The organism is Sodalinema sp. (assembly GCF_046483825.1).
Classification (GTDB): domain Bacteria; phylum Cyanobacteriota; class Cyanobacteriia; order Cyanobacteriales; family Geitlerinemataceae; genus Sodalinema.
In genome coordinates this window covers 1-22,094 of sequence record NZ_JAWOCL010000057.1, presented here as the reverse complement: position 1 = coordinate 22,094, position 22,094 = coordinate 1, and the positions used below count along the sequence as shown (strand labels likewise).

Here is a 22,094-nt window from a genome sequence, read left to right as displayed (position 1 = left end):
AGTTGCCCTTTGGGTACACCATGAGGGAAGGGTCAGTGGTATCATAGGTTTGAATTCTTATCGCGAAAGGGCAGCAAGATTATGAGTCAAGCACCTGTGTCTCCGGTGGTGCTGGTGATTCTAGATGGCTGGGGATATCGAGAAGAAAACACCAATAACTCCATTGCCGCAGCCGATACGCCCGTAATGGACAGCCTGTGGAACGCCTACCCTCGTACCACGATCCGCACATCGGGGAAAGATGTGGGGCTGCCCATCGGACAAATGGGAAATTCTGAGGTGGGACATTTGAACCTGGGATCGGGACGGGTGGTTCCTCAGGAACTGGTGCGAATTTCCGATGCGATCGAAGATGGTTCGATCCGGGAGAACCCCGCCATCCAAAAGGTTTGCCACGCGACCCGAGAGTCAGGGGGCAAGCTTCACCTGATTGGTTTATGTTCTGACGGTGGGGTTCACTCCCATATTGACCATTTGCTGGGATTAATCAGTCTCGCTAAAGCTGAAAATATCGACGAGGTTTGCATCCATGCGATTACCGATGGTCGGGATACGAATCCCCACTCGGGAAGCGCCTTTATCCGCAAAATCCAAGCACATCTCGATGAGGTTGGGGTCGGAGAGATTGTCACCGTCAGTGGTCGCTATTACGCCATGGACCGAGATCACCGCTGGGATCGGGTGGAGAAAGCCTATCGGGTGATGACGGACAATAGTACCCAGGTGGATCAGTCGGTGGGAGAGGTCATCGAAGCGGCTTATGCTGATGAGGTGACGGATGAGTTTATTCAGCCGACTCGTGTGGCCGATGGGGCGATCGAAGCCAACGATAGTGTGATTTTCTATAACTTCCGACCCGATCGCGCTCGGGAGTTGACTCAGGCCCTGGTGGATGAAAACTTTGAGGCCTTTGAGCGTGAGTATGTGCCGCTGAATTTCCTCACGTTTACTCAGTATGATCCCAGTTTCCCGGTTTGGGTGGCCTTTGAGCCGCAAAACTTGACCAATATTCTCGGGGAAGTGATTGCGGATCATGGTTTAAAACAGTTCCGCACCGCAGAAACGGAAAAATATGCTCATGTGACCTATTTCTTCAATGGCGGTCGGGAAACGCCCTTTGAGGGGGAAGATCGCCATTTGATTAACTCGCCGATGGTGGCCACTTATGATCGCGCTCCGGCGATGTCGGCCCAAGAGGTGACCGATGTGGCCGTCGAGGCGATCGCGCAACGGGTCTATTCTCTGGTCGTGATTAACTACGCCAACCCAGATATGGTGGGCCATACGGGGATGATGGATGCTTCTGTCGAGGCGATTACTGCGGTGGATCGCTGTTTGGGCCGTTTATTGGATAGTATTGGCAAGGTGGGAGGAACGGCCCTGATTACCGCCGATCACGGTAACGCCGAATATATGAAAGATGAAAAGGGCAACCCTTGGACGGCTCACACCACAAATCCAGTTCCTTTCATTTTCATTGAAGGAGAAGGGGTGAAGGTTCCGGGCTATGGTGGCGAGGTGGTTTTACGAGATGATGGTCGTTTGGCGGACATTGCTCCGACGATTCTCCAGATTCTCGGGCTACCGCAACCTCCGGAAATGACGGGACGTTCGATGCTGGTTCCGGCCAGTTATGATGTTCATCCGAATCGAACCCCGATCGCGGTTCGAGTCTAGTCTGCCTCTGGTTTTCCTTGATGTTTGTGACCTTTTTTGTGATCTTTGTTGTAACCTTATGACGACTGAAACGATTGTTCAATTGATTTGGGTGATTTCGGCGGTGAGCCTGGTTGTGGTGGTCCTCCTCCACTCTCCCAAGGGCGATGGAATTGGCGGAATTGGCGGCCAAGCTCAACTGTTTACCAGTGCCAAGAGTGCTGAGACGACCCTCAATCGCATCACCTGGACTCTGACCATTTTGTTTATGGGCTGTACGGTGGTCTTAAGTGCGGGCTGGGTGTAGATGGATTCGACGATGGCGCTGGATTCGACAAGGGTGGATGGCTGCGGCGATCGCCCTTGTTTTGGCGATCGCCCTAGCGGCACCTCTGACGGCCAGGGAGGATACCGACGTCGATCCGATTCGCCTCGATGATGTTCCCTATCAACCTCATCCTCTGCCGGAGTCTTTGCGGGCGAGCTTTGCTGAGGAGCATTATGGAGACCAGTTGCAGGAGACGGCGGTGGGAGCCTTAGTTTGGTCACACTTTCCCGTTACCGTCTATTTCGATGGGAATGCTCCTGAGACTTGGCAGAGCCAGATGATGTCTGTGGTTGAGCAATGGGGGGAATATCTGCCCCTGCAACAGATTGAAGAGTCCGAAAGGGCGAATATTGTGATTTGGCAGCGTCGTCCGCCCCCGCGACGGGTTGGGGACGATTTTCGTGCGGCGGCGGCCCGCGTCAGCTATGAACTCTATTGGCGGGAGCAGCGACTCGGCCATCGCTTTGAGATTCTCCTGAGTCCCACTCAGGGAACTGAGGCGGCTCAGGCGGCTCTGCGTCATGAGTTGGGTCATGCTCTGGGGATTTGGGGCCATAGCGATCGCCCTACGGATGTGATGTATTATTCCCAGGTTCGTCGTCCCCCGATGATTTCAGCCCGAGATCTGGCGACGTTGCGGTATGTCTATGAACAGCCGACGCGCCTGGGTTGGCCAATCCGGCCCGACTCAGCGGGATGGCCGACGGAAGACTCGTTTGAGACGGTGAGCAAAGACACGTAGGCTTTGTTTGAGGGTGGGAAGTCGTTGGATATACGTTAGGGTGCGGATGAGATGGCCTAATCTTCCGTTCATGGTGATGCCGAAGCTGCGAACGACGCTGTTGTGGATGCCGAGGGTGAGCATTTCCCCTATATGTTTATATTGAAAGGGTTTAAGAGGACTTTGGAAGATGTAGGATTTGATGTTTTGGGCGACGTGGGGTGCTTGTTGATAGGCGACTTGGGCGGTGTTGGGAAAGGGGGTGGCGGCTACATCTCCGAGGACGAAAACTTCGGGGTAGCGGGTTAGTTGTAATTCGGGGGTGACCTGAAGTTGGCCGCGATCGCCGCCAGGGAGGGTATAAATCAGAGGATTGGCTTGGGTTCCGGCGGTCCAGATCACCAGATGGCTTGTTTCTTTGAAGGATTGGTCTTGTTGCTTGAGGTGAAGCTGAAAGTCGCCCTGACGTTGAATCCCCTCGACGCTGGTGTTTAGGCTGAGGCGGATCTGACGTTGGTGAATGGCTCGCTCGGCGACGTGGCGGGTTTGGGGGGTAAATTGTGGTAGCAGGTGTGTGCCACGGTGGATGAGATGGATTTGATGGCGATCGCCCAGGAGATCTGACAGTTTACAGGCCAATTCGACACCGCTCGCTCCAGCACCGACGATACTAATGTCTAGGGAGGGGTGATGCTGTAATCGTTCGAGTTCTGCGTCAAGTTTCTCCACGTCGGCTAGGCTGCGGAAGGTTAAAACGTCGGGGTGAGGCGGGATAATGCTCTCAACTCCGAGGGCGATGACAAGATAGGTGTAGTTTAGGGGTCCGCGATCGCGTAGTTGGACTTGGCGAGCATTCAAGTCAATGGCTTGGACGCGATCGCAGTAAAAGGTAATCCGCCAATTTCGCAGCAGCCGCAGGTAGGGTGGGGCGATTTCCCAGGGATCGAGTTCTCCGCTAAGGAGTTCGTAGAGGAGGGGATTAAACCCGAAGCGATCGCGTTGGTCGATTAAGACGATTTCCCATTGCTGCAAGATTGAGATTTTGGCTAAGGCTAAGGCACTATAAACTCCTCCAAAACCACCGCCCACAATACAGATGCGTGGGTTGAGGGGGGAGTTAGGGGGACCGTTCATTATTTTTTTGGGAGACCTAAAAAAAAATTGCGCAGCCTAGATGTTTGGCTTTGCGCGGCCCGCACCGGGGCCGCGAAGCCTTGCTCCTAACCGTCGGAAAATTTGGTGCTACCCGAGGCGGGCTAAGACTTTATTTGTATTTCTGATTTCATTTTAACCCGTCTCTTGAGAGACTGTCAAGAGTTTTTGGAAGAAATTTTGAACATTTCTAGGAGGAAGATTAGTCGAGCAAGTCTCCGCTTTCAGAGAGATCGTGAAGTCGGCGATAGAGTCCACCTTGGGAGAGTAGATCGTCGTGGGAGCCAATTTCGGCGATCGCGCCATTATCGAGGACAACAATCATATCAGCATCGCGAATCGTGCTGAGGCGGTGAGCGATAATCAGAGTGGTGCGCGTGCCAAAAATCGAGTGCATGGCTTGCTGAATCGAGCGTTCTGACTCGTAATCTAAGCTAGATGTCGCTTCATCGAAAACGAGAATATCTGGTTCGACGATTAAGGCGCGGGCAATGCCAATCCGTTGGCGCTGTCCTCCGGAGAGTCGGACACCGCGCTCGCCGACGACGGTAGCATAGCCTCGGGGAAGTTCTGGGATAAACTCATCCACACGGGCGATCGCACAAGCCGATTTAACCTGTTCCCAAGTTGCCTCAGGATTCCCATATTTGAGGTTATCTAAAAGAGTGCCATTGAAGATATCCACATCTTGATGAACAATCGCCAAGCGGCGGCGATACTGTCCCACATCTAGGGATTGAATATCTTGGTCATCGAGATAAATTTGCCCCGAATCCGGTTGAAAGTAGCGAAAGAGAAGCTTAACCAGCGTCGATTTCCCAGAACCCGAGCGCCCGACTAATGCCACTGTTTGCCGGGGTTGAATGGCAAAATCAATTCCTTTCAAAATTGGCATTTCCCGGTTGTAACCAAAGACCACGTGTTTAAACTGAATCGCCCCTTTGAAGTGATAGGAATTCTCCCGAGCATGATCCAACTCTAAACGGGCCGCATCTTGTCCCGAGGGTGCATTCAGTAACTCATGAAAGCGCAACATGGAACTATAACGGCGGGCAAACACTTCAGCAATTAGACTGAGGGGGCGCAGTTCTGCGTAGGCGTAACTGGAGATTGTGAAGGTAGTGATAAAATGCCCTAGAGAAATCTGTCCGTTGACCGTGGCCCAGAGTGTCATGACGAGAATGCCAAATAGGGAGAGTTGAATGACGGTACGCCGCCAGGTGTCGAGGAGGACATATTGACGGTGAATGCGGTGAATGGTGAAATAATGGGCGCGATCGATTCGTTGTTGTTGGCGCTTATATTCTCGTCCTTCGTTGGCAAAGGATTTCACCGTTTTGATATTGGTGATAATTTCCGAAGTGCGGCTATCGATATTTTCTAGGTAGCGATCAAGGGCATTTTCTTTCTGGACAATTGCTCTTAAATGGCGTAAACTAAAGCCAAGAATACCAATAAAAGAAAGCCCAAAGACAAGCGCCACCCAGGGTTCAATCAGGGCAATAATGATAAAAACCCCCAAAACACGGATGAGTTTCGGGAGAAACTGCCCGGCAATTTCTGGGTATGTCCACGTGTAGTTCGTAATACCTTTGGCGACTCGTCCGGCAATGCGTCCAGGGTTGTTTTCGTCGTAAAAGTTGAGGGGTAACTCAAGCACTTTCGCCACAACAGATTTGGATTTATCTTGACGTGCTTTGAGGGCAATAAACCAGTGAAACCAACCACTAAACCAGGGTTGTAAGGGGGCGCGTAATACAGAAATAACAAAAATAATGCCAACAAATACCCCCAATTCCAAGTTGCGAGTGGGGGTTAAGTTGAGGATATTGGCGGTGGTATTAACGAGGAATTGGGAAAATTGATCGAGGGTTTGTCCCGAGAGAACATTGAGGATTTGTCCAACGGCATAGGGAACGGCTAAATCGAGAATTTCAAAGCCCCCAGTCAGGAGGATGCTGAGAATTGCCGAACGACGATAGGCGCGGAAATATCCGACAACATCTCGAAAAGAAGACATATTGAGGGTAGAGGTTAGAGTAAACTTGAATCGAGACTTTCGGATTCGCCGTCCCTTTCGGGGAGGTGTAAGCCGCATTCTTGCTTAAGTCCGTGAAAGCGGGTGTCGCGTTCATGGTCATCATCGGCGGTGACGGGACGACTCGAATGCCAATCACCGACGGTGGTGTAACCGAGGTCAAAATAGGGATGGTAGGGCAAATCGTGGGCCGTGAGATACTCATAGACATCTTTCGATGACCAATCGAGAATCGGGAAGACTTTATAATAGTCCCCTTGTTGTTCCACGGGACGCAGGTTACTGCGATGCTGGGTTTGGTTGGCCCGCAACCCGGCTAACCAAGCGGTGGCCCCGAGTTCTCGTAAGGCCCGCTGCATGGGTTCAACTTTGCGGATAGCATCGTAGCGATTGAGGGCCGCCACGTCTTCTTGTTCCCAGAGTTTGCCATAGAGGGCTTCCATGCGGGCGGGACTCATGGGAGATTGATAGATCTGTAGATTGAGATTCAGCCGTTGGCGTAGGCTTTCGGCGAAAAGATAGGTTTCTCGGGGAAGATAGCCGGTGTCAACCCAAATCACAGGGATATCGGGTTTGATTTCAGTGACAAGGTGCAACATCACCGCCGCTTGAATCCCAAAACTGCTACTCATGACGAGGCCATCACCGAAGGTTTCGACTGCCCAGGCCACAATTTCACTGGCGTTGGCGTTGGCTAGATGCTGGTTGGCGCGTTCAAGATCAAGAGCGGTTTTATCGGGGCTGATGACGGTCATACAGGATGCGTGTAAAGACGGCTAGGTTGGTTAAAAATGCGTTCGGTTGAGGAGAAGCTAGAGTAAGCCAGGTTAATTTTACAGCAGTTTTTCCAAATTTTTGAGGGCAAGTGGGGAAATGCGATCGCTTGGTGAGGAGGTAAGAGGCAAGAGGTAAGAGGTAAGAGGTAAGCTAGCAAGAGGGTAGGGTTAGCTGTATTGCAAAACTAACGTTGCATCCATGGCACTGGTGAGGTGTAGGCCGGCCATCATGCCGCCGGAGAGGGCGTATTTGCCGTTGTCGAGACGACTGAGGGTTTCAAAGCCACTGCGGCGTTGTTTGTCGTTGAGAGTCCAGTAGCGTTGGACAATGGCGGCGGGGGTAATCCAACCTTCTCCCTCGACGCGCCCTAATTCGCTATGTTGCAGAACAAATGTATATTGACGTTCCCCACCATCGAGGCGGCCCCGATATTGACAGGTGATTTCTTGCCGTTCTCGGTTTGGGAAGGTGAGTTTGGTGACCATGCTATACCAGTTATCTTGTCCCCAAGCCACGATCGTACGACCCGTCACGGTAATGGGCGGGTTTGAGCGTTCGAGCCAGTTGCCTTCTAGGCGCCACCGACCTTGTTCGAGTAAAAACGAGTGAGCTACCACAATTTACAACAAAGGATTGCCATCAGATGAGAGGGTTCAGAGAATTCCTCGCTAGGAGAATCTTAGCAGTTGGGATAGGGGGGAAGAAGGGAAGATAAGGCAAGGGGCAAGAGGCAAGGGGCAAGAGGCAAGGGGCAAGGGGCAAGGGGCAATAGGCAGGGGCCAAAAGGCAATAGGCAATAGGCAATAGGCAAGAGGGAAGAAGGGAAGAGGGAAGGGGTGAGGGTTGGGGTTAGGGGTGGTGGATGTCGCCGAGGGGGACGGGTTGGTTGGCCCCGGTGACGCTGGGGAGGTTGCCGGGATAGCCTTGGATGCGCCAATAGGCGAGGATGGCGAAGGCGATCGCCTCTTTGAAATCGGCGTTGAGTCCCCAGTCGTCACTACTGGCTAGGGAAATGCCGGGAAGATGGGTTTGCAGACGAGATCGTAGATAGTGATTGCGACTGCCGCCACCGCAGAGGATTATATCTTGGGGAGGTTGGGGGAGGAAGCGTTGGTAACTGTCGGCGATCGCGGCGGCGGTGAAGTCGGTGAGGCTGGCCAGCCAGTCGGCATCGCTCAGATGTGGGGCCAGATGGGCGGCCTGTTGACGACAGTGCTGCAAAAACGCGGGGCCAAAGTCTTCTCGGCCGGTGGATTTGGGGGGCGGTTGTTGGAAAAAGGGATGACGTAGCCACTGTTGCACTAAGTCTGAGTTGGGGGTTCCTGAGGCGGCCCAGTCGCCGTTATGGTCGTACTGTTGCGCCCCGTTGGTCAGTTGAGCGATCGCTAAGTCGATAAGGATATTGGCGGGGCCGGTATCCCAGCCGAGGACGCCCTGAAAGCTGTCGCCACAGCCGGCGGGGAGATAGGTGACGTTGCCAATTCCGCCGAGGTTCTGTACGCAGCGATCGCGTTGAGGATGGGCAAATAGACAGACATCGATGGGGGGAACGAGGGGCGCTCCTTGCCCTCGGGCGGCGATATCAGCGGCGCGAAAGTTGCTGATGGTGGGGAGTCGGGTTTGCTGGGCAATGACGGCACCACGCCCGAGTTGGAGGCTGTAGCCGAGATGTTCTGGACTGGGGGGTGGGGCGTGGAAAACGGTTTGTCCGTGGGACCCAATCAGCTGCGCGGGGGGTTGGTTGCGTTGGATGAGTTGGGCGGCGGTGGCGAAGGCGGTGGCGATCGCGTCGTCGAGTTGGGCCAGTTCGCTCAGGGGTAGGGGGTCGTTGCTGGCGGCGGCGAGAACTTGCGATCGCAGCTGAGGGGGGGCGATTTGCTCATAGGGGAAGGTTTGGGCGGCCAGGAGGGTGATTTTGAGGGGCGATCGTCCGCCGCTGAGTTCAACGAGAGCCGCATCGATGCCATCAATCGATGTGCCACTCATCAGGCCAATCACTCGAACGGGAGTCTCGGGGTCAGGTATGATCAAATCCGGACTGTGCTGCGGCATAGTTAACGATTGACAATTCAGGTTCTAGCCTATCTCCCATGTTCCCCGATTTTTTACCGGCTGCGGTTCACCAACTCAGTGAAGAGACTTCGATTCAACAGGCTCAGGCGATTCAACGATTAGAGGTGCAGGTTCAAGTTCAGGGGGGCGAGTTGCCAATTCCCACAACCTATGTCCATCGAGGAGTCCGTCAAGGAGAGGGAGAGACGCCTATCTTACTGTTGCATGGGTTTGACAGTTCGGTGTTAGAATTTCGCCGCCTACAACCGTTGTTAGCGCAATCTCAGGAAACCTGGGCTGTGGATTTGTTGGGGTTTGGTTTTACGGAACGACTTTCCCAGAGTTCCTTTTCTCCCGAGGCGATCAAAGCTCATTTGTATGGGTTTTGGAAACAGGCGATCGCCCGCCCGGTAATTTTAGCGGGGGCCTCAATGGGCGGGGCGGCTGCCCTTGATTTTGCTCTCACCTATCCCGAAGCGGTTGAACGGCTGGTTCTCCTCGACAGTGCTGGAATTGCCAATGGACCGGTTTTGGGTAAATACTTATTTCCTCCGTTTGATAGCCTGGCGGCCAATTTTCTTCGTCGGCCGGGGGTTCGTAATCAGATTAGTTATTCTGCCTATTTCGATAAGTCATTTAATTCGGCTGATGCTCGGTGTTGTGCGGCGTTGCATCTCGATTGTTCGGGCTGGAAACAGGCACTGATTAAGTTTACGAAAAGTGGGGGATTTCCCTCGTTCGCCTCACAACTTAGTCAATTAAACCTTCCCACCTTAGTCATTTGGGGTGAGGAGGATCGTATTTTAGGAACAAAGGATGCTGAGAGGTTTGGGAAAGGGATTGCCAACAGCCAGTTAGTTTGGGTTCCCAGTTGTGGCCATGTGCCGCATTTGGAATGTCCAGGTCAGACTCGACAGGCGATCGAGGTTTTTTGGGGAAGGGAATAGGGAATAGGGAACAGGGAACAGGGAATAGGGAACAGGGAACAGGGAGAACCCATCCCTAACCCCTCCGGTTTTATTCGTTTGTTGCTAAACGTTCTTTGTCGAGGCGACGTTTGCGGGCGTAGAGTTGAATGGTGGCGGCCATGAGAATCACGGCTCCAAAGATTAGCCAGGGGGCAATAGTGGTGGGAAAATTGTTTTTGAAGACCGCTAACATAACAATGACAAGCAATAGTAATGTTGGGGCTTCATTGAGGGCGCGAAGCTGTTTGCTGGTCCAATTACATTCACCCTTAGCCAATTTTTTCATCAAGGAACCACAATAGAAGTGATAGGCAATCAGTAGGGCAACAAATCCCAACTTAATATGAAGCCAACTTGACTTCATGATTTCAGGGTTTGTGCTGATGATGCCAATCGCCATAACGGCGGTCACAATCATTCCTGGCGTTGTGATAATGTGGTATAACCGCTTTTCCATAATCTGATACTGATTTTTGAGGATGGAACGGGCGGGTTCGGGTTCAGCATCGGCTTCAACGTCATAAATAAACAGACGTACCAAATAAAAGAGTCCAGCGAACCAGACGACGATGCCAATCAGGTGAAATGCTTTGTACCACAAGTAAGCCATGAAATCAATTCGCTCTCGGGCGAACGTTTAAACCACGTTCGTTAGGATACAAAATTTCCTGAAGCTTGGGCTAGGGCTTGTTAAGAAACGCTACAGATGGGGGCGGAGATGGGGGGGGTGTCTGGTGAGATACCTTGGGGGTGGCGATCGCAATCTCGGGATTCGAGAAAAGCGCTACTCTGACTCAAAGATCAGGCCAGTGCCGTCTGAACTCCCCGGAAACTGGGGGGACTCGGTTGAAAAAACGAGGGAGAACCTGCGACTTTGCGTTTAGACACGGTTGAAACTCCCATGGGCAAGTGGACTAGAATAGTATCTTCAGAGCATAACTCAGGGGGCAAGGTCGTCAATCCATTTCGGGGTAATCGCCGAGATGATGAGTGTTTGGCGAAATCGTAGGGTGCATAGCAGCGAACTGAATCTTAGACTCGCCTGCGAACTACCAGCAAATCAGGTATAGCGATGACTTCCTCACCCGTTCAACGACGCAACTTCATGAGAGACGAAGATAAACCGAAGGAACAACTGATTCATGAGTTAGCCCTCCTCCGTGACCGTCTTGCATCCTTAGAAGCGACACAGGAAACAGCCCAACAGGAGCAAGACGAGTCCAGATTAGACGATAATAGCCTGCAATTGCAGCTTGAGGAACGCACCGCCGCTCTCGTAGAAGCCAATGATCAGTTAGTGGCTGAAATTGTCAAGCATACGCGGGCCGAACAGGCGCTGCGTTCGGCGAAAGAACAACTTGAGGCGGTTCTCGATGCGGTTCCGGGGGTGGTGTCTTGGATTAGCCGAGATTTACGCTATTTGGGGGTCAACCGTCAACTGGCCCAGATGTTTGAGGCCGAACCGGAGAACTTTATCGGCAAAGATATTGGCTTTTTGCGGGCCAGCAGTGACTTTCATGATTTCATGAAGTCCTTTTTTGAGAGTGACGCTGATGATGCGGCTTGCGAAGTCTCGACGCGGGTTCATGGGGAACTGCGGGATTTCCTGATTGTGGCCCAGAAATATGATAGCGATCGCGCCGCGTTTACGGTGGGTATTGACATCACTGAACGTCGTCAGGCGGAAAATGACCTACGAGCCGCCAAAGACCAGCTCCAGGCGATTTTAGAGGCCGTTCCGGGCATGGTGTCCTGGATTAGCAGCGACTTACGTTATCTCGGTGTGAACCGTCATCTGGCCAAAACCTACAATCTGCCGCCAGAAGCCTTTGTGAACCAAGGAATTGGCTTTTTGCAAACCAGTGATTTGTTTGAGGGGTTCCTCGAAGATTTTTTTGCCAGTGATGCGACGGAACATTGCCAAGAAATCACCGCCAAAGTCTATGGAGAAACCCATAGTTATATCATTGCAGCGCAAAAATACGATGAAGGTCGGGCGGCCTTCACCGTGGGGATTGATGTCACCGAACGCCACCGAGCCATTCAAGCCCTGAAGGAAGCGGAAGTTAAATATCGCAATTTATTTGAAAATGCTGTTGAGGGGATTTATCAAATCAACCCCAATGGTATTTATATCAATGCCAATCCAGCCTTGGCTCGCATTTATGGCTATGAGTCGGCTCAAAGTTTGATTAACAATCTCAGTTGTGGCGATCGCATCCTCTATGTCAACATTGAACAACGGCAAGAGTTTTTAAACACCCTCCATAATCAAGGTCGGGTTGTTGGCTTTGAACAACAAATTTACCGTCAAGATGGCAGTATTGTTTGGATTTCCGAAAATGCGCGTTTAGTTTGGGATGACAACGGCGACACTCTCCTATATTACGAAGGAACTGTTGAAGATATCACCGAACGGAAACGGGCTGAAGAAGCCTTACAACAAGCCAATGAAGACCTCGAAAGTCGAGTCGAAGAACGCACGGCCGCCCTACGTCAATCCAACGAACGACTAATGTTAGAAATTGGCGAACGTCAGCGTATCGAAGCCGCCCTGCGTAAGTCCGAAGCTGAGTTACGGGCGTTATTTGAAGCGATGACGGATACCATCGCTGTTTTCGATGCCCAAGGCCGTTACGTTAAAATTGTCTCAACCAATTCGGAAATTCTTTATAGTCCAACCGAAGACCGAATTGGTAAGAGTGTTTACGAAGTCTTACCCCCAACTCAAGCCAGTATTTTTATTAGCCATATTCAGCGGGCTTTAAATACCGGGCAAACGGTAAACTTGGAATATAACCTAGAAATTGAAGACCCCGAGGGTGACCAAACTTCAGAGGTTTGGTTTGCCGCTACGGTGTCCCCCTTACCCGATAATTGCGTGATTTGGGTTGCCCGAAATATCACCGAACGTCGCCGTGTCTTAAATGCACTGCAAGAAGCGGAAGAAAAGTATCGCAGTATTTTTGAAAATGCGGCTGAGGGGATTTATCAAACCACACCTAAAGGACAATATCTCAGCGCCAATCCTGCCTTAATCCAAATGTATGGTTATGACTCGTTAGAAGACTTACAGGAAAATGTGCGGGATGTTGCCCGAGATTTATATGTCGATCGCGATCGCCGTCTGCAATTTGTCAGTCGCTTAGAAGAAAATGGGTCAATTTCTGAGTTTGAGTTACAAGTCTATTGTAAAGATGGCAGTAAAATTTGGACATCAGAAAATGCGAGAACAGTCCGGGATTCTCGGGGACGCATCCTGTACTATGAGGGAACCGTTCAAGAAATTACGAAGCGCAAGTTAGCAGAAGAAGCCCTGCGGGCAGAACAGGAAAAATCAGAAAGTTTGCTATTAAATGTTCTGCCGCGCAAAATCGCAGAACAACTCAAAGAAGACCAAACTTCCATCGCTGAACGGTTTGACGAAGCCACCATTATGTTTGCCGATTTGGTGGACTTTACCAGCGTCTCCGCCCAGATGTCGCCGTCGAAATTAGTGGCGATGTTAAATGATATTTTTTCAACCTTTGATCAGTTAGCGTTAGCCTATCGCTTAGAGAAAATCAAGACCATTGGTGACGCCTATATGGTGGCCGGAGGACTACCGATGCCGATGGCGGATCATGCTGAGGCGATCGCCGAAATGGCCTTAGAAATGCAATGGGCCATCGACGAGTTTAAGCGCGAGAAAAATCTCTCATTTCAACTGCGAATCGGCATCAACACCGGCCCTGTAGTGGCTGGGGTGATTGGCATTCGTAAATTCGCCTATGATTTATGGGGAGACACCGTTAATGTAGCCAGCCGCATGGAATCCCAGGGACAGGCGGGCAAAATCCAGGTGACTCAGAAAACCTATGAGATGTTAAAAGACCGCTATGTTTTAGAACCTCGGGGACTGTTGGAGGTGAAAGGACGAGGTGAGATGATGACCTATTGGTTATGCGATCGCTTGGGGGATGTTTAATCCTCTCTCACTCCGTCCCTCTATTAATACTTCCGTTCCTGGGGTTCAAAGAGGCTGAGATTGACCGACATGGGGACAATCTCCACCCCAGCTGCCGAGTGATAGGCGAGGCTGTGATGGAGGAAGTTCTCATCATTGCGACTGGGGTAGTCTTCCCGGAAATGAGCGCCGCGACTTTCCTGGCGGTTAAAGGCCGAATGGAGGATGGTTTGGGCCACAATCAGGAGGTTTTCGAGTTCCATGGCTTCGATGAGTTCCGTATTCCAGAGGGTTCCGCGATCGTCGAGGCGCACCTGTTGCACCTGTTGGGCGATCGCCGCGAGTTCATCGAGGCCCTGCTGCATGAGATCCTGACGGCGGAACACCCCACAAAACTCACTCATCGTATCCTGAAGCCGTTGACGGACTTCATTGATGCGATAGTCCCCTTGGCGATCGCAGAGTCCCTGTAACCGCTGTTTCGCCGCCTCAATATAGGCCGGTTCGTCCAAGTCAGGTAATTTGCGGGACTGGACATCGGCGGCGATCGCCGCCCCCGTTAGCTTGCCATAAACGACGCATTCAAGCAGGGAATTACTACCCAAACGGTTCCCCCCATGAACGGAGACACAGGCACATTCCCCAGCCGCATAGAAGCCGCTAACGAAGCTTTCCGGACCGAGGCGCACCTGACCGCGCGTGTTAGTGGGAATCCCGCCCATGGAATAATGGGCCGTCGGACGGACGGGCATCGGTTCATTAACCGCATCCACCCCCACTAGGCGATGGGCTTCTTCCCAACAGAAGGGAACCCGACTCATGATTTTTTCCCGTCCCATATGGCGCAAATCCAAATGGACGTAAGACCCGCCCGGACTGCCATCGGGCTTAATGCCGCGCCCTTGGCGAATCTCGGTGGCGATGGCCCGGGAGGTAATATCGCGCGGTGCCAGTTCCATCTTACTTGGGGCATACTGTTCCATAAAGCGATCGCCGTGGGCATTGCGCAGATAAGCCCCCTCACCGCGAACCGCCTCAGAAATCAATACCCCAACCGGATATAACCCCGTCGGGTGAAATTGCACAAATTCCATATCCTCCAGGGGTAGGCCGGCCACAGCGGCCATACCTAAGCCATCCCCTGTCGAGGCATAATCGTTGGAGGTGGTGTTAAAGGCCCGGCCATAGCCCCCCGTAGCAAACATCACCGCTTTGGCGCGAACTACCTCAATGCGCCCGCTTTCGAGGTGATACATCACCAATCCCTTCGCGTCTCCATCTTCGATAATGGGGCGCATCACATACCATTCATCGTAAATCGTCACCCCATAGCGACGAAGATTATTCACCAGTTCATGGAGAATGGCGTGGCCGGTTTTATCGGCGGCGTAACAGGTACGGTTGTGGGTATGACCGCCAAAGGCCCGTTGGGCGATGCGTCCATCCTCTAGGCGCGAAAACAAGACCCCCATATGTTCTAGGTCAATGACCACATTGGGGGCTTCTTGCGTCAGTAAGGCTACGGCATCTTGGTCTGCCAGGTAATCTGACCCCTTTACTGTATCAAAGGCGTGGGCTTTCCAGGAGTCTTGGGAATCGACGTTTTTGAGGCTGGCGGCGATTCCTCCCTGGGCGGCGACGGAGTGCGATCGAATGGGGTGGGTTTTGGCGACAACGGCAATGTTTAGCTGGGAATCGGTGCGGGCGATTTCGACGGCGGCGCGGCTTCCGGCGAGTCCACCGCCGACGATGATGACGTCATGTTGCATGGGGAAAGAAGGCAAAAGGCAAGAGGCAAGAGGCAAAAGAAGGGAACAGGGAACAGGGAACAGGGAACAGGGAGAAGAGAGGCAAAAGGCAAAAGAAGGGAACAGGGAACAGGGAACAGGGAACAGGGAACAGGGAACAGGGAACAGAAAGACGTGGGGGTGTACCCTTGTGGTCGCCTTCTTTGGGGAATCGAGAATTGTGGTAAATGACAGAGAAGGGGAGGCGATCGCTCCCCGTCCTTATCTTGCCATGATCCGTTGTCAGCGGAGGCTGTATGTCAAGAAAGCACAACGATTTAGCCCGTTGCTTGGGCGGGTTTCTCACTGGGGGGGCGTTTTCCGGAAAACTTTGAGGTTTCCGCTGCCGGGTCTACGGCGTTGACTTCAATATGATTGAGTAGGGTGGTGACAAAGGCGAACAGAAGGAACGGAAGCGAGAGAACGACGATCAACCCGACTGTTAATAAGGCATACACTTGACGTTCCGTACTCCATAGGGCTAAAGCTGATGCCAGACTGAGGAAGATGACAATCAGCCAAATAATGATTTGACCGTAAATGTCCCCGAAGCTGAGGGTACATCGCAGGCGATAGTTTTCAAAGTTTTCCATGGGACTCCAGTAAATCGGACAAGCGGTCTTAATTACTCCCAGATTAAGCGAAATCCCCAAAATTGTGAGAGTTCTTCAAGTTTTGTTAAAAATGGGGCCGTTGCCAGCCACAAAAAAGCGGCGAACTGAGGGATTCGATGCGCCGCTTTTTAAAAAACGTTACAAAACTCGCAAAAAACGGTTACAAACTTAACAGAAATTGTCGGTCGTTTGAGCGATCGCTCGACTCATCCCTTAAGTCTTGTAGTTGACAATGCGGGCGAAGCTTTCGGCTTCCAAACTTGCGCCTCCAACCAAGGCCCCATCAATTTCAGGCTGAGCCATAATCTCATCCACATTCGCGGGTTTCACGGAACCACCATATTGAATGGGAACATCAGCATTGGTGAGTTTCGAGCGAATTAAACCAATGACGCGATTAGCCTCAGCCGCCTCACAGGTGTCCCCCGTGCCGATCGCCCAAATCGGTTCATAGGCAATAATCAGCTTATTCTGGTCAACATCGACTAACCCATTCTCCAACTGAGAAAAGATATGCGCTTCTGTTTCCCCAGCATCTCGTTGGGCCTTGGTTTCGCCAACACAGAGAATCGGCGTCATTCCAGCGGCTTGAGCGGCTTTGAGTCGTCGGTTGACGGTTTCATCGGTTTCGCCGAAATACTCCCGGCGTTCACTATGGCCAACGACGACATAATCGACTCCCAACTCCGTTAACATTGGGGGCGAAATTTCGCCGGTGAACGCACCGCAGTCTTCCCAATGGACATTTTGCGCGCCGAGACGCACCCGTCCCCCATGCAAGTTCTTCGAGAGGCTTCCCAAGGCCGTATAAGGCACACAGAGGATGACATCTCGTTCATCGGGCGTGTCTTCGAGGTGAGAGACAAACCCTTTCAAAAACTCCAGGGCTTCGGCCTGGGTTTTGTACATTTTCCAGTTACCAGCTAGAACAGTTTTCCGCACGGGTGACAACAGTTTTCTCCACGAGACAACAAAAGCATCCTTCAGTTTAAAACGTTTTGGGTCTATTTGGCCATGGGGACCCAAAACATCGTGAACATCCTGTCGAGGGCTGAGACTCCTGATGGTTTCCTCTGGGCGATTGGGGACGCGATCGCCCTGAATACGTATCAAGGGAGTTTCGAGGGAGTTTCGAGGGAGTTTCGAGGGAGTTTGATACAGTTGGGATCATCTCAACTCAGAGACTGGGCTGAGATGTCACGATGGTCGGTCACGAGAGGATAGAGCCAGAAATCATGAAACTCTTACAAATTGATGCCTTTAGCGATCGCCCCTACCAAGGGAACCCAGCGGCCGTTTGTCTTCTCGATCGCGCCGTCGAGGAGACCTGGATGCAATCCGTGGCCGCCGAAATGAACCTATCAGAGACGGCCTTTCTGCACCGAGAGGGCCGAGGCTTCCGGCTACGTTGGTTCACCCCCACCACCGAAGTGGATCTCTGTGGCCACGCCACCCTGGCTGCCGCCCACGCCCTCTGGGAAAATGGCCGCGTTCCCTCGGGCCAAGACATCCAGTTTTACACCCGTAGCGGCGACCTGAGCGCCCATCGCCAACAGTCTTGGATTGAATTAGACTTCCCGGCCAGTCCCGTCGTACAACGACCGCCTAACGACCCCATTCTGCCCAAACTCGAAGCCGCCCTCGATGTGATTCCTTTGTTTGTCGGCGAAAGTGTCTTGCAGTATCTGCTCGTCGAAGTGGCGACGGCGGCCGAAGTCCAGAATCTCGACCCCGATTTTGGACAACTGAGCCAACTTCCCTGTCAGGGCGTGATTGTCACCAGTCGCAGCCAGGGATTGATGCTCGATCGCGCTCGTCAGGGAGACTATGACTTTATCTCGCGCTTTTTTGCGCCCCGCATGGGGATTAACGAAGATCCCGTCACCGGTTCAGCCCACTGTTGTCTCGGTCCCTACTGGGGGCGCAAACTGAAGAAAATGCAGTTGTTGGCCTATCAAGCCTCTCCCCGAGGTGGAATCGTCCGGGTGCGACGGGAAGCCGAACGGGTGGTCTTAGGAGGACAGGCGGTGACCGTGTTGGAGGGAACTCTGCTGGGCTAGAGTGGGTCGGGTTTTCCAGCTCTCGAATCGGCATGGTTAAAATTGAGTCGGACGAGGGTGATCGGGCATTAGCCGGCCTCGTCTTCAAACCATTAGTGAGTGGCCAACGATCGTGAATCCTGTAACTCCGACTTTTCTCTGGCTGAACCCGAAAGGGCAAATTGTGTCGATACAGCCGGGAGTTTACCAGACTCTCGGCGCTCAGGTTATGGATCTGTTACACCAACCCATCGCCAGCTTGATTCCTGAATGGACTCTGGAGGTTTGGCGACGCCATTGGGCTACACTCCTGGCTGGAGAGACGATTGAGGAGATGGTTAACACTCAGCATCTCTTGGAGGCGTCTCCCCCGGTTCGGATTCGCGTTAGCCTCCTGGTTCTGGCTAAAAGTCGCTACGGTTTCGTTCAGTTACAGGAGACGGGAACGAGTGATCATGAGTTTTCTCAGTTTCGCCAGTTGGTGGATAATGCCTCGGATACGCTCTACTCCTACCGCCTTACACCAGAAGGGTTTGAGTATCTTAGTCCGAGTATTGAACGGCTGATGGGCTATTCGCCTCAAGCCTATTATGAGAATAAGGATTTACTGTTACGTCAAATTCACCCGGATGATTTGCCGCAGTTACGCCAGTTACTGGCGGGAAATGTGATGGCGGAAACGCCGTTAAGTTTGCGCTGGTTTCACCGGGATGGTCATCTGGTTTGGACGGAACAACAGGATACGTTGGTTTATGATGCTACGGGGGAGGCGATCGCCATCGAAGGCATCATCAGAGATATTACGAAACGCCATGAGACGGAGTTGGCGTTACGGCAACAGGCGGAACGAGAACGGTTAGTCAGTGCGATCGCCCAACGGATTCGCCAATCTCTACATCTGAACGAGATTTTACAGACAACGGTGTCGGAGGTGCGCCATTTTCTCGACAGCGATCGGGTTCTGATTTACCGCTTTGATGTGAACCCGGCTGAGGCAGCCAACTGTAAGGGCATTGTGGTGGTGGAATCCGTCGATCATCTCTGGAAACCGATGCTCAATCATGAAATTCCGCTCAATCCCAATGAGTCACCTGAATTGCAATGCTATCTGAATGGCCGCAGTCATATTATTAATGATATTTCCCAAGAGAGTGATTCGACGTTACAAGCGCTGTTAAATCCGTTTCAAATAAAATCGAGCTTAATTGTTCCTATTTTATTGCAATCGTCGGAGGGCCGCGAGCAAGGGAGTCTTTGGGGTTTGTTAGTGGCTCATCAATGTCGGCAGGAACGACATTGGCAACCCCTAGAAGTTGAACTGTTGCAACAATTGGCAACTCAGGTGGCGATCGCAATTCAACAGTCGGATTTATTTGAGCAAGTTCAACAACAGGGCGAATTTTTAGAAAAACAAATTCTCGAACGCACGCAACAGTTAGAACAGGCGATCGAGTTTGATGCGATGCTCAAACGAATTACGGATAAGGTTCGAGATAGCCTCGATGAAAGCCAAATTGTACAGACGGCGGTGCGGGAAGTGGCGGTTGTTTTAGGGGTGGGTTCTTGTAATGCGGCGCTGTATGATTTGGATCAAGGCACTTCGACGATTTGTTATGAATATACCAACTTTATTCCCGCCTCTCAAGGACGAGTTTCGCAGATGGGAAATTTTCCGGAACTTTATACGCAATTGATGGATGGACGCTATTTTCAGTTCTGTTCTTTGATTCCCAATCCAGTCCGAGGACGAGTGGCAATGTTAGCCAGTCCCCTATTTGATAATCAAGGGGTTTTAGGAGATTTATGGTTGGTTCATCATGCCGATTATATCTTTACTGAGTTACAAATTCGCCTAGTGCAACAGGTGGCAAATCAATGTGCGATCGCCATCCGTCAAGCCCGACTCTATCAAGCGGCACAAACTCAGGTGGCGGAACTCGAAAAACTAAATCGTCTCAAAGATGACTTTCTCAGTGCCGTTTCTCATGAGTTACGAACGCCGATTGCGAATATGAAACTCGCCATTGAAATGTTGAAATTATTTGTCCCCAAAGAGGGCGAAAAAGCAGAACCTCAACGGGTGGATGTGGCGCAAATTAGTCGAATTCAACGTTATTTAGGTATCTTGAATACTGAATGTACTCGCGAGGAAGAGTTGGTTGAGGATCTTCTGGATTTACAACGACTTGAAAATAATGCTTATCTGATTTCCATGTCATTGATTAACCTCAATGAGTGGATTCCCACTTTGATACGTCCGTTTTATACTCGGGTGAGCGATCGCCAGCAGGGACTTCATGTAGACTGTCCTCAGCACTTACCGCCCTTTGTCTGCGATCGCCTCAACCTCGAACGGATTCTCGTTGAACTCTTAAATAATGCCTGCAAATACACCGCCACTCGGGGCGATATTCATCTGCAAGTGCGTCAAACGAAGATGACTCTTAATGAAGACGAAGACTCTGAAAACGCTTCATCAGCCGTTGATGCGATCGAGTTTTGTATTCGCAACCAAGCCACCATCGCCCCTGAGGAACTTCCTAAAATTTTCGATAAGTTCTATCGCATTCCCAACGCCGATCCCTGGAAACAAGGGGGAACAGGGTTAGGCTTAGCCTTAATTGAAAAGCTAGTTGTACAACTCAATGGAACCATCAGTGTTGACAGCCGCAAAGGCTGGACAAGTTTCCGGGTAACATTTCCCAATCAGCGGCAACAACTCACCGTTGATAGTGAATCATAATACAGAACATTCAGTAGGGGCGTAGATATTTTTCGCCCCCACTTGCCAAGGCCACAACACCAACTAACTCGCTAGATATTCACCCATATCTGCCTTACGTTTGCGTAACTTCGTCAGGGATTCCCGTTCAATTTGGCGGACACGTTCACGAGAGATTTTGAGGCGATCGCCGATCTTGGCCAACGTCATCGCCTTCCCATCCCGTAGGCCAAAGCGTAGGGCCAGCACTTCTCGCTGTTGGGCTGTTAAATCGGCCATAAGGGCTTCGAGATCGCTGCGTAGAGACGACTGAACCGCAAAATCTTCAGGCGAGGGGCCATCATCTTCGAGTAAGTCCGCCAACTCCGTATCCTGATTTTCTCCCACTCGTAAGTCGAGAGATAATGGCTGACGGGAACGTTCGAGATAATCTCGCACTTGTTTTGAGGTGAGATTCATGGCCTCGGCAATTTCGCTCACCGTCGCGGCCCGCCCTAGTTCTTGAGTCAGTTGACGCTGAACTTTCTTGATTTTGTTAAGTTTTTCGGTGATATGAATCGGGAGGCGGATGGTGCGGCCTTTTTCAGCGATGGCGCGGGTAATGGCCTGACGAATCCACCAATAGGCATAGGTGGAAAAGCGATAGCCTTTGGTGGGATCGAATTTCTCGACGCCGCGCTGCATCCCGATGGTCCCTTCTTGGATGAGATCCAATAGGTCCACATTCCGTTTGATGTACTTCTTGGCGACGGACACCACAAGACGCAGGTTGGCTTCTACCATCTTGCGTTTGGCAGACTCGCCACTGTCAATCTCGTTTTGGAGTTGTCGCTGGCTGAGTCGGGCGGCTTCGGCCCATTCTTTGCGGGTGGGTTGGCGATCGAGTTGTTCTGCAAGTTCTGCCTGAATCGTTTCGAGTGCGACCAGTTTCTGAACTCGTTTACCGTATAGGATCTCCTCTTCATGGGTGAGTAGGGGAACCCGACCAATTTCGCGGAGGTAGGTACGGACTAAGTCGGTAGAGGTCTGAGCAGTCTTCATAACGCAGGTGCTTGAGATTGGGTTACGACAAACTCGTAGTTGGTTCAGTCGTGGGGAGGATTTGGGGACAGTCCAGGGAGAGAAATGAGTAAATTTCTCGATTATGTAAACAATTGTAACGTGTTTGGCAGAGAATGACAGCCCTAAATCACAACGGATTGGGGGACTCTCTCCAGCCTAGCTAGATGTAGGGGGCGCAATTGCAATCTGGAGTACGAAAGAAGGGAACAGGGAACACCGGAACTGGGAACAG

At 51.7% G+C, this 22,094-nt stretch carries 17 protein-coding genes; 7 read left to right on the top strand and 10 right to left on the bottom strand.

Features of this window, described 5'->3' with window-relative positions; all coding sequences use genetic code 11:
• Positions 1 to 81: 81 nt before the first annotated feature.
• Genes gpmI through R6U67_RS03565 form a run of 3 tightly spaced genes read left to right on the top strand, consistent with a single transcriptional unit; the run spans position 82 to position 2,726 of the window.
• A complete protein-coding gene (gene gpmI / locus R6U67_RS03575) occupies positions 82 to 1,677 on the top strand; it encodes a 2,3-bisphosphoglycerate-independent phosphoglycerate mutase (RefSeq protein WP_410251279.1) in 1,596 nt (531 codons plus the stop codon).
• 58 nt (positions 1,678 to 1,735) lie between these two features.
• Complete coding sequence (gene secG, locus R6U67_RS03570) at positions 1,736 to 1,963, top strand: preprotein translocase subunit SecG (RefSeq protein ID WP_410251278.1); 228 nt, start codon at positions 1,736 to 1,738, stop codon at positions 1,961 to 1,963.
• A 37-nt stretch (positions 1,964 to 2,000) separates the two neighbouring features.
• Positions 2,001 to 2,726: a peptidase gene (locus R6U67_RS03565; RefSeq protein ID WP_410251277.1), complete on the top strand. Its 726-nt coding sequence runs from the start codon at positions 2,001 to 2,003 to the stop codon at positions 2,724 to 2,726.
• Here R6U67_RS03565 and R6U67_RS03560 read toward each other — a convergent pair.
• The 5 genes from R6U67_RS03560 to R6U67_RS03540 form a co-directional block, all read right to left on the bottom strand.
• A complete protein-coding gene (locus R6U67_RS03560) occupies positions 2,673 to 3,839 on the bottom strand; it encodes an NAD(P)/FAD-dependent oxidoreductase (RefSeq protein ID WP_410251276.1) in 1,167 nt (388 codons plus the stop codon). The two genes, R6U67_RS03565 and R6U67_RS03560, sit on opposite strands and share 54 nt — an antisense overlap.
• Before the next feature lie 220 nt (positions 3,840 to 4,059).
• Complete coding sequence (locus tag R6U67_RS03555; protein WP_410251275.1) at positions 4,060 to 5,877, bottom strand: ABC transporter ATP-binding protein; 1,818 nt, start codon at positions 5,875 to 5,877, stop codon at positions 4,060 to 4,062.
• 14 nt (positions 5,878 to 5,891) lie between these two features.
• Positions 5,892 to 6,650, bottom strand: a complete 759-nt coding sequence (gene cysH, locus R6U67_RS03550) for a phosphoadenosine phosphosulfate reductase (RefSeq protein WP_410251274.1) — start codon at positions 6,648 to 6,650, stop codon at positions 5,892 to 5,894.
• A gap of 189 nt (positions 6,651 to 6,839) precedes the next feature.
• Positions 6,840 to 7,289, bottom strand: a complete 450-nt coding sequence (locus R6U67_RS03545) for a hypothetical protein (protein ID WP_087710203.1) — start codon at positions 7,287 to 7,289, stop codon at positions 6,840 to 6,842.
• A 232-nt stretch (positions 7,290 to 7,521) separates the two neighbouring features.
• On the bottom strand, positions 7,522 to 8,724 hold the full coding sequence (locus R6U67_RS03540; protein WP_410251273.1) for an anhydro-N-acetylmuramic acid kinase: 1,203 nt from the start codon (positions 8,722 to 8,724) through the stop codon (positions 7,522 to 7,524).
• Positions 8,725 to 8,762: 38 nt separating this feature from the next.
• On the opposite strand from R6U67_RS03540, the gene R6U67_RS03535 reads away from it, so the two are divergent.
• Entirely contained in the window at positions 8,763 to 9,671 is a 909-nt protein-coding gene (locus R6U67_RS03535) for an alpha/beta fold hydrolase (protein WP_410251272.1), read from the top strand.
• Between the two features lie 70 nt (positions 9,672 to 9,741).
• Here R6U67_RS03535 and hemJ read toward each other — a convergent pair whose 3' ends face one another.
• Entirely contained in the window at positions 9,742 to 10,302 is a 561-nt protein-coding gene (gene hemJ, locus R6U67_RS03530) for a protoporphyrinogen oxidase HemJ (protein ID WP_410251271.1), read from the bottom strand.
• A gap of 462 nt (positions 10,303 to 10,764) precedes the next feature.
• Here hemJ and R6U67_RS03525 point away from each other — a divergent pair, with 462 nt between their 5' ends.
• Complete coding sequence (locus tag R6U67_RS03525; protein WP_410251270.1) at positions 10,765 to 13,659, top strand: adenylate/guanylate cyclase domain-containing protein; 2,895 nt, start codon at positions 10,765 to 10,767, stop codon at positions 13,657 to 13,659.
• A gap of 23 nt (positions 13,660 to 13,682) precedes the next feature.
• Here the strand turns inward: R6U67_RS03525 and R6U67_RS03520 are convergent, their stop codons facing one another.
• From R6U67_RS03520 to tpiA, 3 genes are all read right to left on the bottom strand, one after another.
• Complete coding sequence (locus R6U67_RS03520; protein ID WP_410251269.1) at positions 13,683 to 15,407, bottom strand: succinate dehydrogenase/fumarate reductase flavoprotein subunit; 1,725 nt, start codon at positions 15,405 to 15,407, stop codon at positions 13,683 to 13,685.
• Positions 15,408 to 15,703: 296 nt separating this feature from the next.
• Positions 15,704 to 16,018, bottom strand: coding sequence for a hypothetical protein (locus tag R6U67_RS03515; protein WP_087710216.1), 315 nt, complete (start codon positions 16,016 to 16,018; stop codon positions 15,704 to 15,706).
• Positions 16,019 to 16,252: 234 nt separating this feature from the next.
• Positions 16,253 to 16,981 (bottom strand): triose-phosphate isomerase, encoded by a 729-nt coding sequence (gene tpiA / locus R6U67_RS03510; RefSeq protein WP_410251268.1) that lies wholly within the window; start codon positions 16,979 to 16,981, stop codon positions 16,253 to 16,255.
• A gap of 293 nt (positions 16,982 to 17,274) precedes the next feature.
• Between tpiA and R6U67_RS03505 the strand changes: the two genes are divergently transcribed.
• Together R6U67_RS03505 and R6U67_RS03500 are read left to right on the top strand one after the other, a co-directional pair.
• Complete coding sequence (locus R6U67_RS03505; RefSeq protein ID WP_410251267.1) at positions 17,275 to 18,099, top strand: PhzF family phenazine biosynthesis protein; 825 nt, start codon at positions 17,275 to 17,277, stop codon at positions 18,097 to 18,099.
• A 112-nt stretch (positions 18,100 to 18,211) separates the two neighbouring features.
• Entirely contained in the window at positions 18,212 to 20,821 is a 2,610-nt protein-coding gene (locus R6U67_RS03500; protein WP_410251266.1) for a GAF domain-containing protein, read from the top strand.
• Between the two features lie 63 nt (positions 20,822 to 20,884).
• Here R6U67_RS03500 and R6U67_RS03495 read toward each other — a convergent pair whose 3' ends face one another.
• Positions 20,885 to 21,841, bottom strand: coding sequence for an RNA polymerase sigma factor, RpoD/SigA family (locus tag R6U67_RS03495; protein ID WP_410251265.1), 957 nt, complete (start codon positions 21,839 to 21,841; stop codon positions 20,885 to 20,887).
• Between the last annotated feature and the right edge of the window lie 253 nt (positions 21,842 to 22,094).

Bases quoted from the DNA above. Each gene is read 5' to 3' on its own strand.
- R6U67_RS03555 (WP_410251275.1), bottom strand. From the start codon at position 5,877: ATGTCTTCTTTTCGAGATGTTGTCGGATATTTCCGCGCCTATCGTCGT.
- R6U67_RS03495 (WP_410251265.1), bottom strand. From the start codon at position 21,841: ATGAAGACTGCTCAGACCTCTACCGACTTAGTCCGTACCTACCTCCGC.
- cysH (WP_410251274.1), bottom strand. From the start codon at position 6,650: ATGACCGTCATCAGCCCCGATAAAACCGCTCTTGATCTTGAACGCGCC.
- gpmI (WP_410251279.1), top strand. From the start codon at position 82: ATGAGTCAAGCACCTGTGTCTCCGGTGGTGCTGGTGATTCTAGATGGC.
- R6U67_RS03540 (WP_410251273.1), bottom strand. From the start codon at position 8,724: ATGCCGCAGCACAGTCCGGATTTGATCATACCTGACCCCGAGACTCCC.
- R6U67_RS03535 (WP_410251272.1), top strand. From the start codon at position 8,763: ATGTTCCCCGATTTTTTACCGGCTGCGGTTCACCAACTCAGTGAAGAG.
- R6U67_RS03515 (WP_087710216.1), bottom strand. From the start codon at position 16,018: ATGGAAAACTTTGAAAACTATCGCCTGCGATGTACCCTCAGCTTCGGG.
- hemJ (WP_410251271.1), bottom strand. From the start codon at position 10,302: ATGGCTTACTTGTGGTACAAAGCATTTCACCTGATTGGCATCGTCGTC.
- R6U67_RS03520 (WP_410251269.1), bottom strand. From the start codon at position 15,407: ATGCAACATGACGTCATCATCGTCGGCGGTGGACTCGCCGGAAGCCGC.
- R6U67_RS03560 (WP_410251276.1), bottom strand. From the start codon at position 3,839: ATGAACGGTCCCCCTAACTCCCCCCTCAACCCACGCATCTGTATTGTG.
- secG (WP_410251278.1), top strand. From the start codon at position 1,736: ATGACGACTGAAACGATTGTTCAATTGATTTGGGTGATTTCGGCGGTG.
- R6U67_RS03505 (WP_410251267.1), top strand. From the start codon at position 17,275: ATGAAACTCTTACAAATTGATGCCTTTAGCGATCGCCCCTACCAAGGG.
- R6U67_RS03565 (WP_410251277.1), top strand. From the start codon at position 2,001: ATGGCTGCGGCGATCGCCCTTGTTTTGGCGATCGCCCTAGCGGCACCT.
- R6U67_RS03525 (WP_410251270.1), top strand. From the start codon at position 10,765: ATGACTTCCTCACCCGTTCAACGACGCAACTTCATGAGAGACGAAGAT.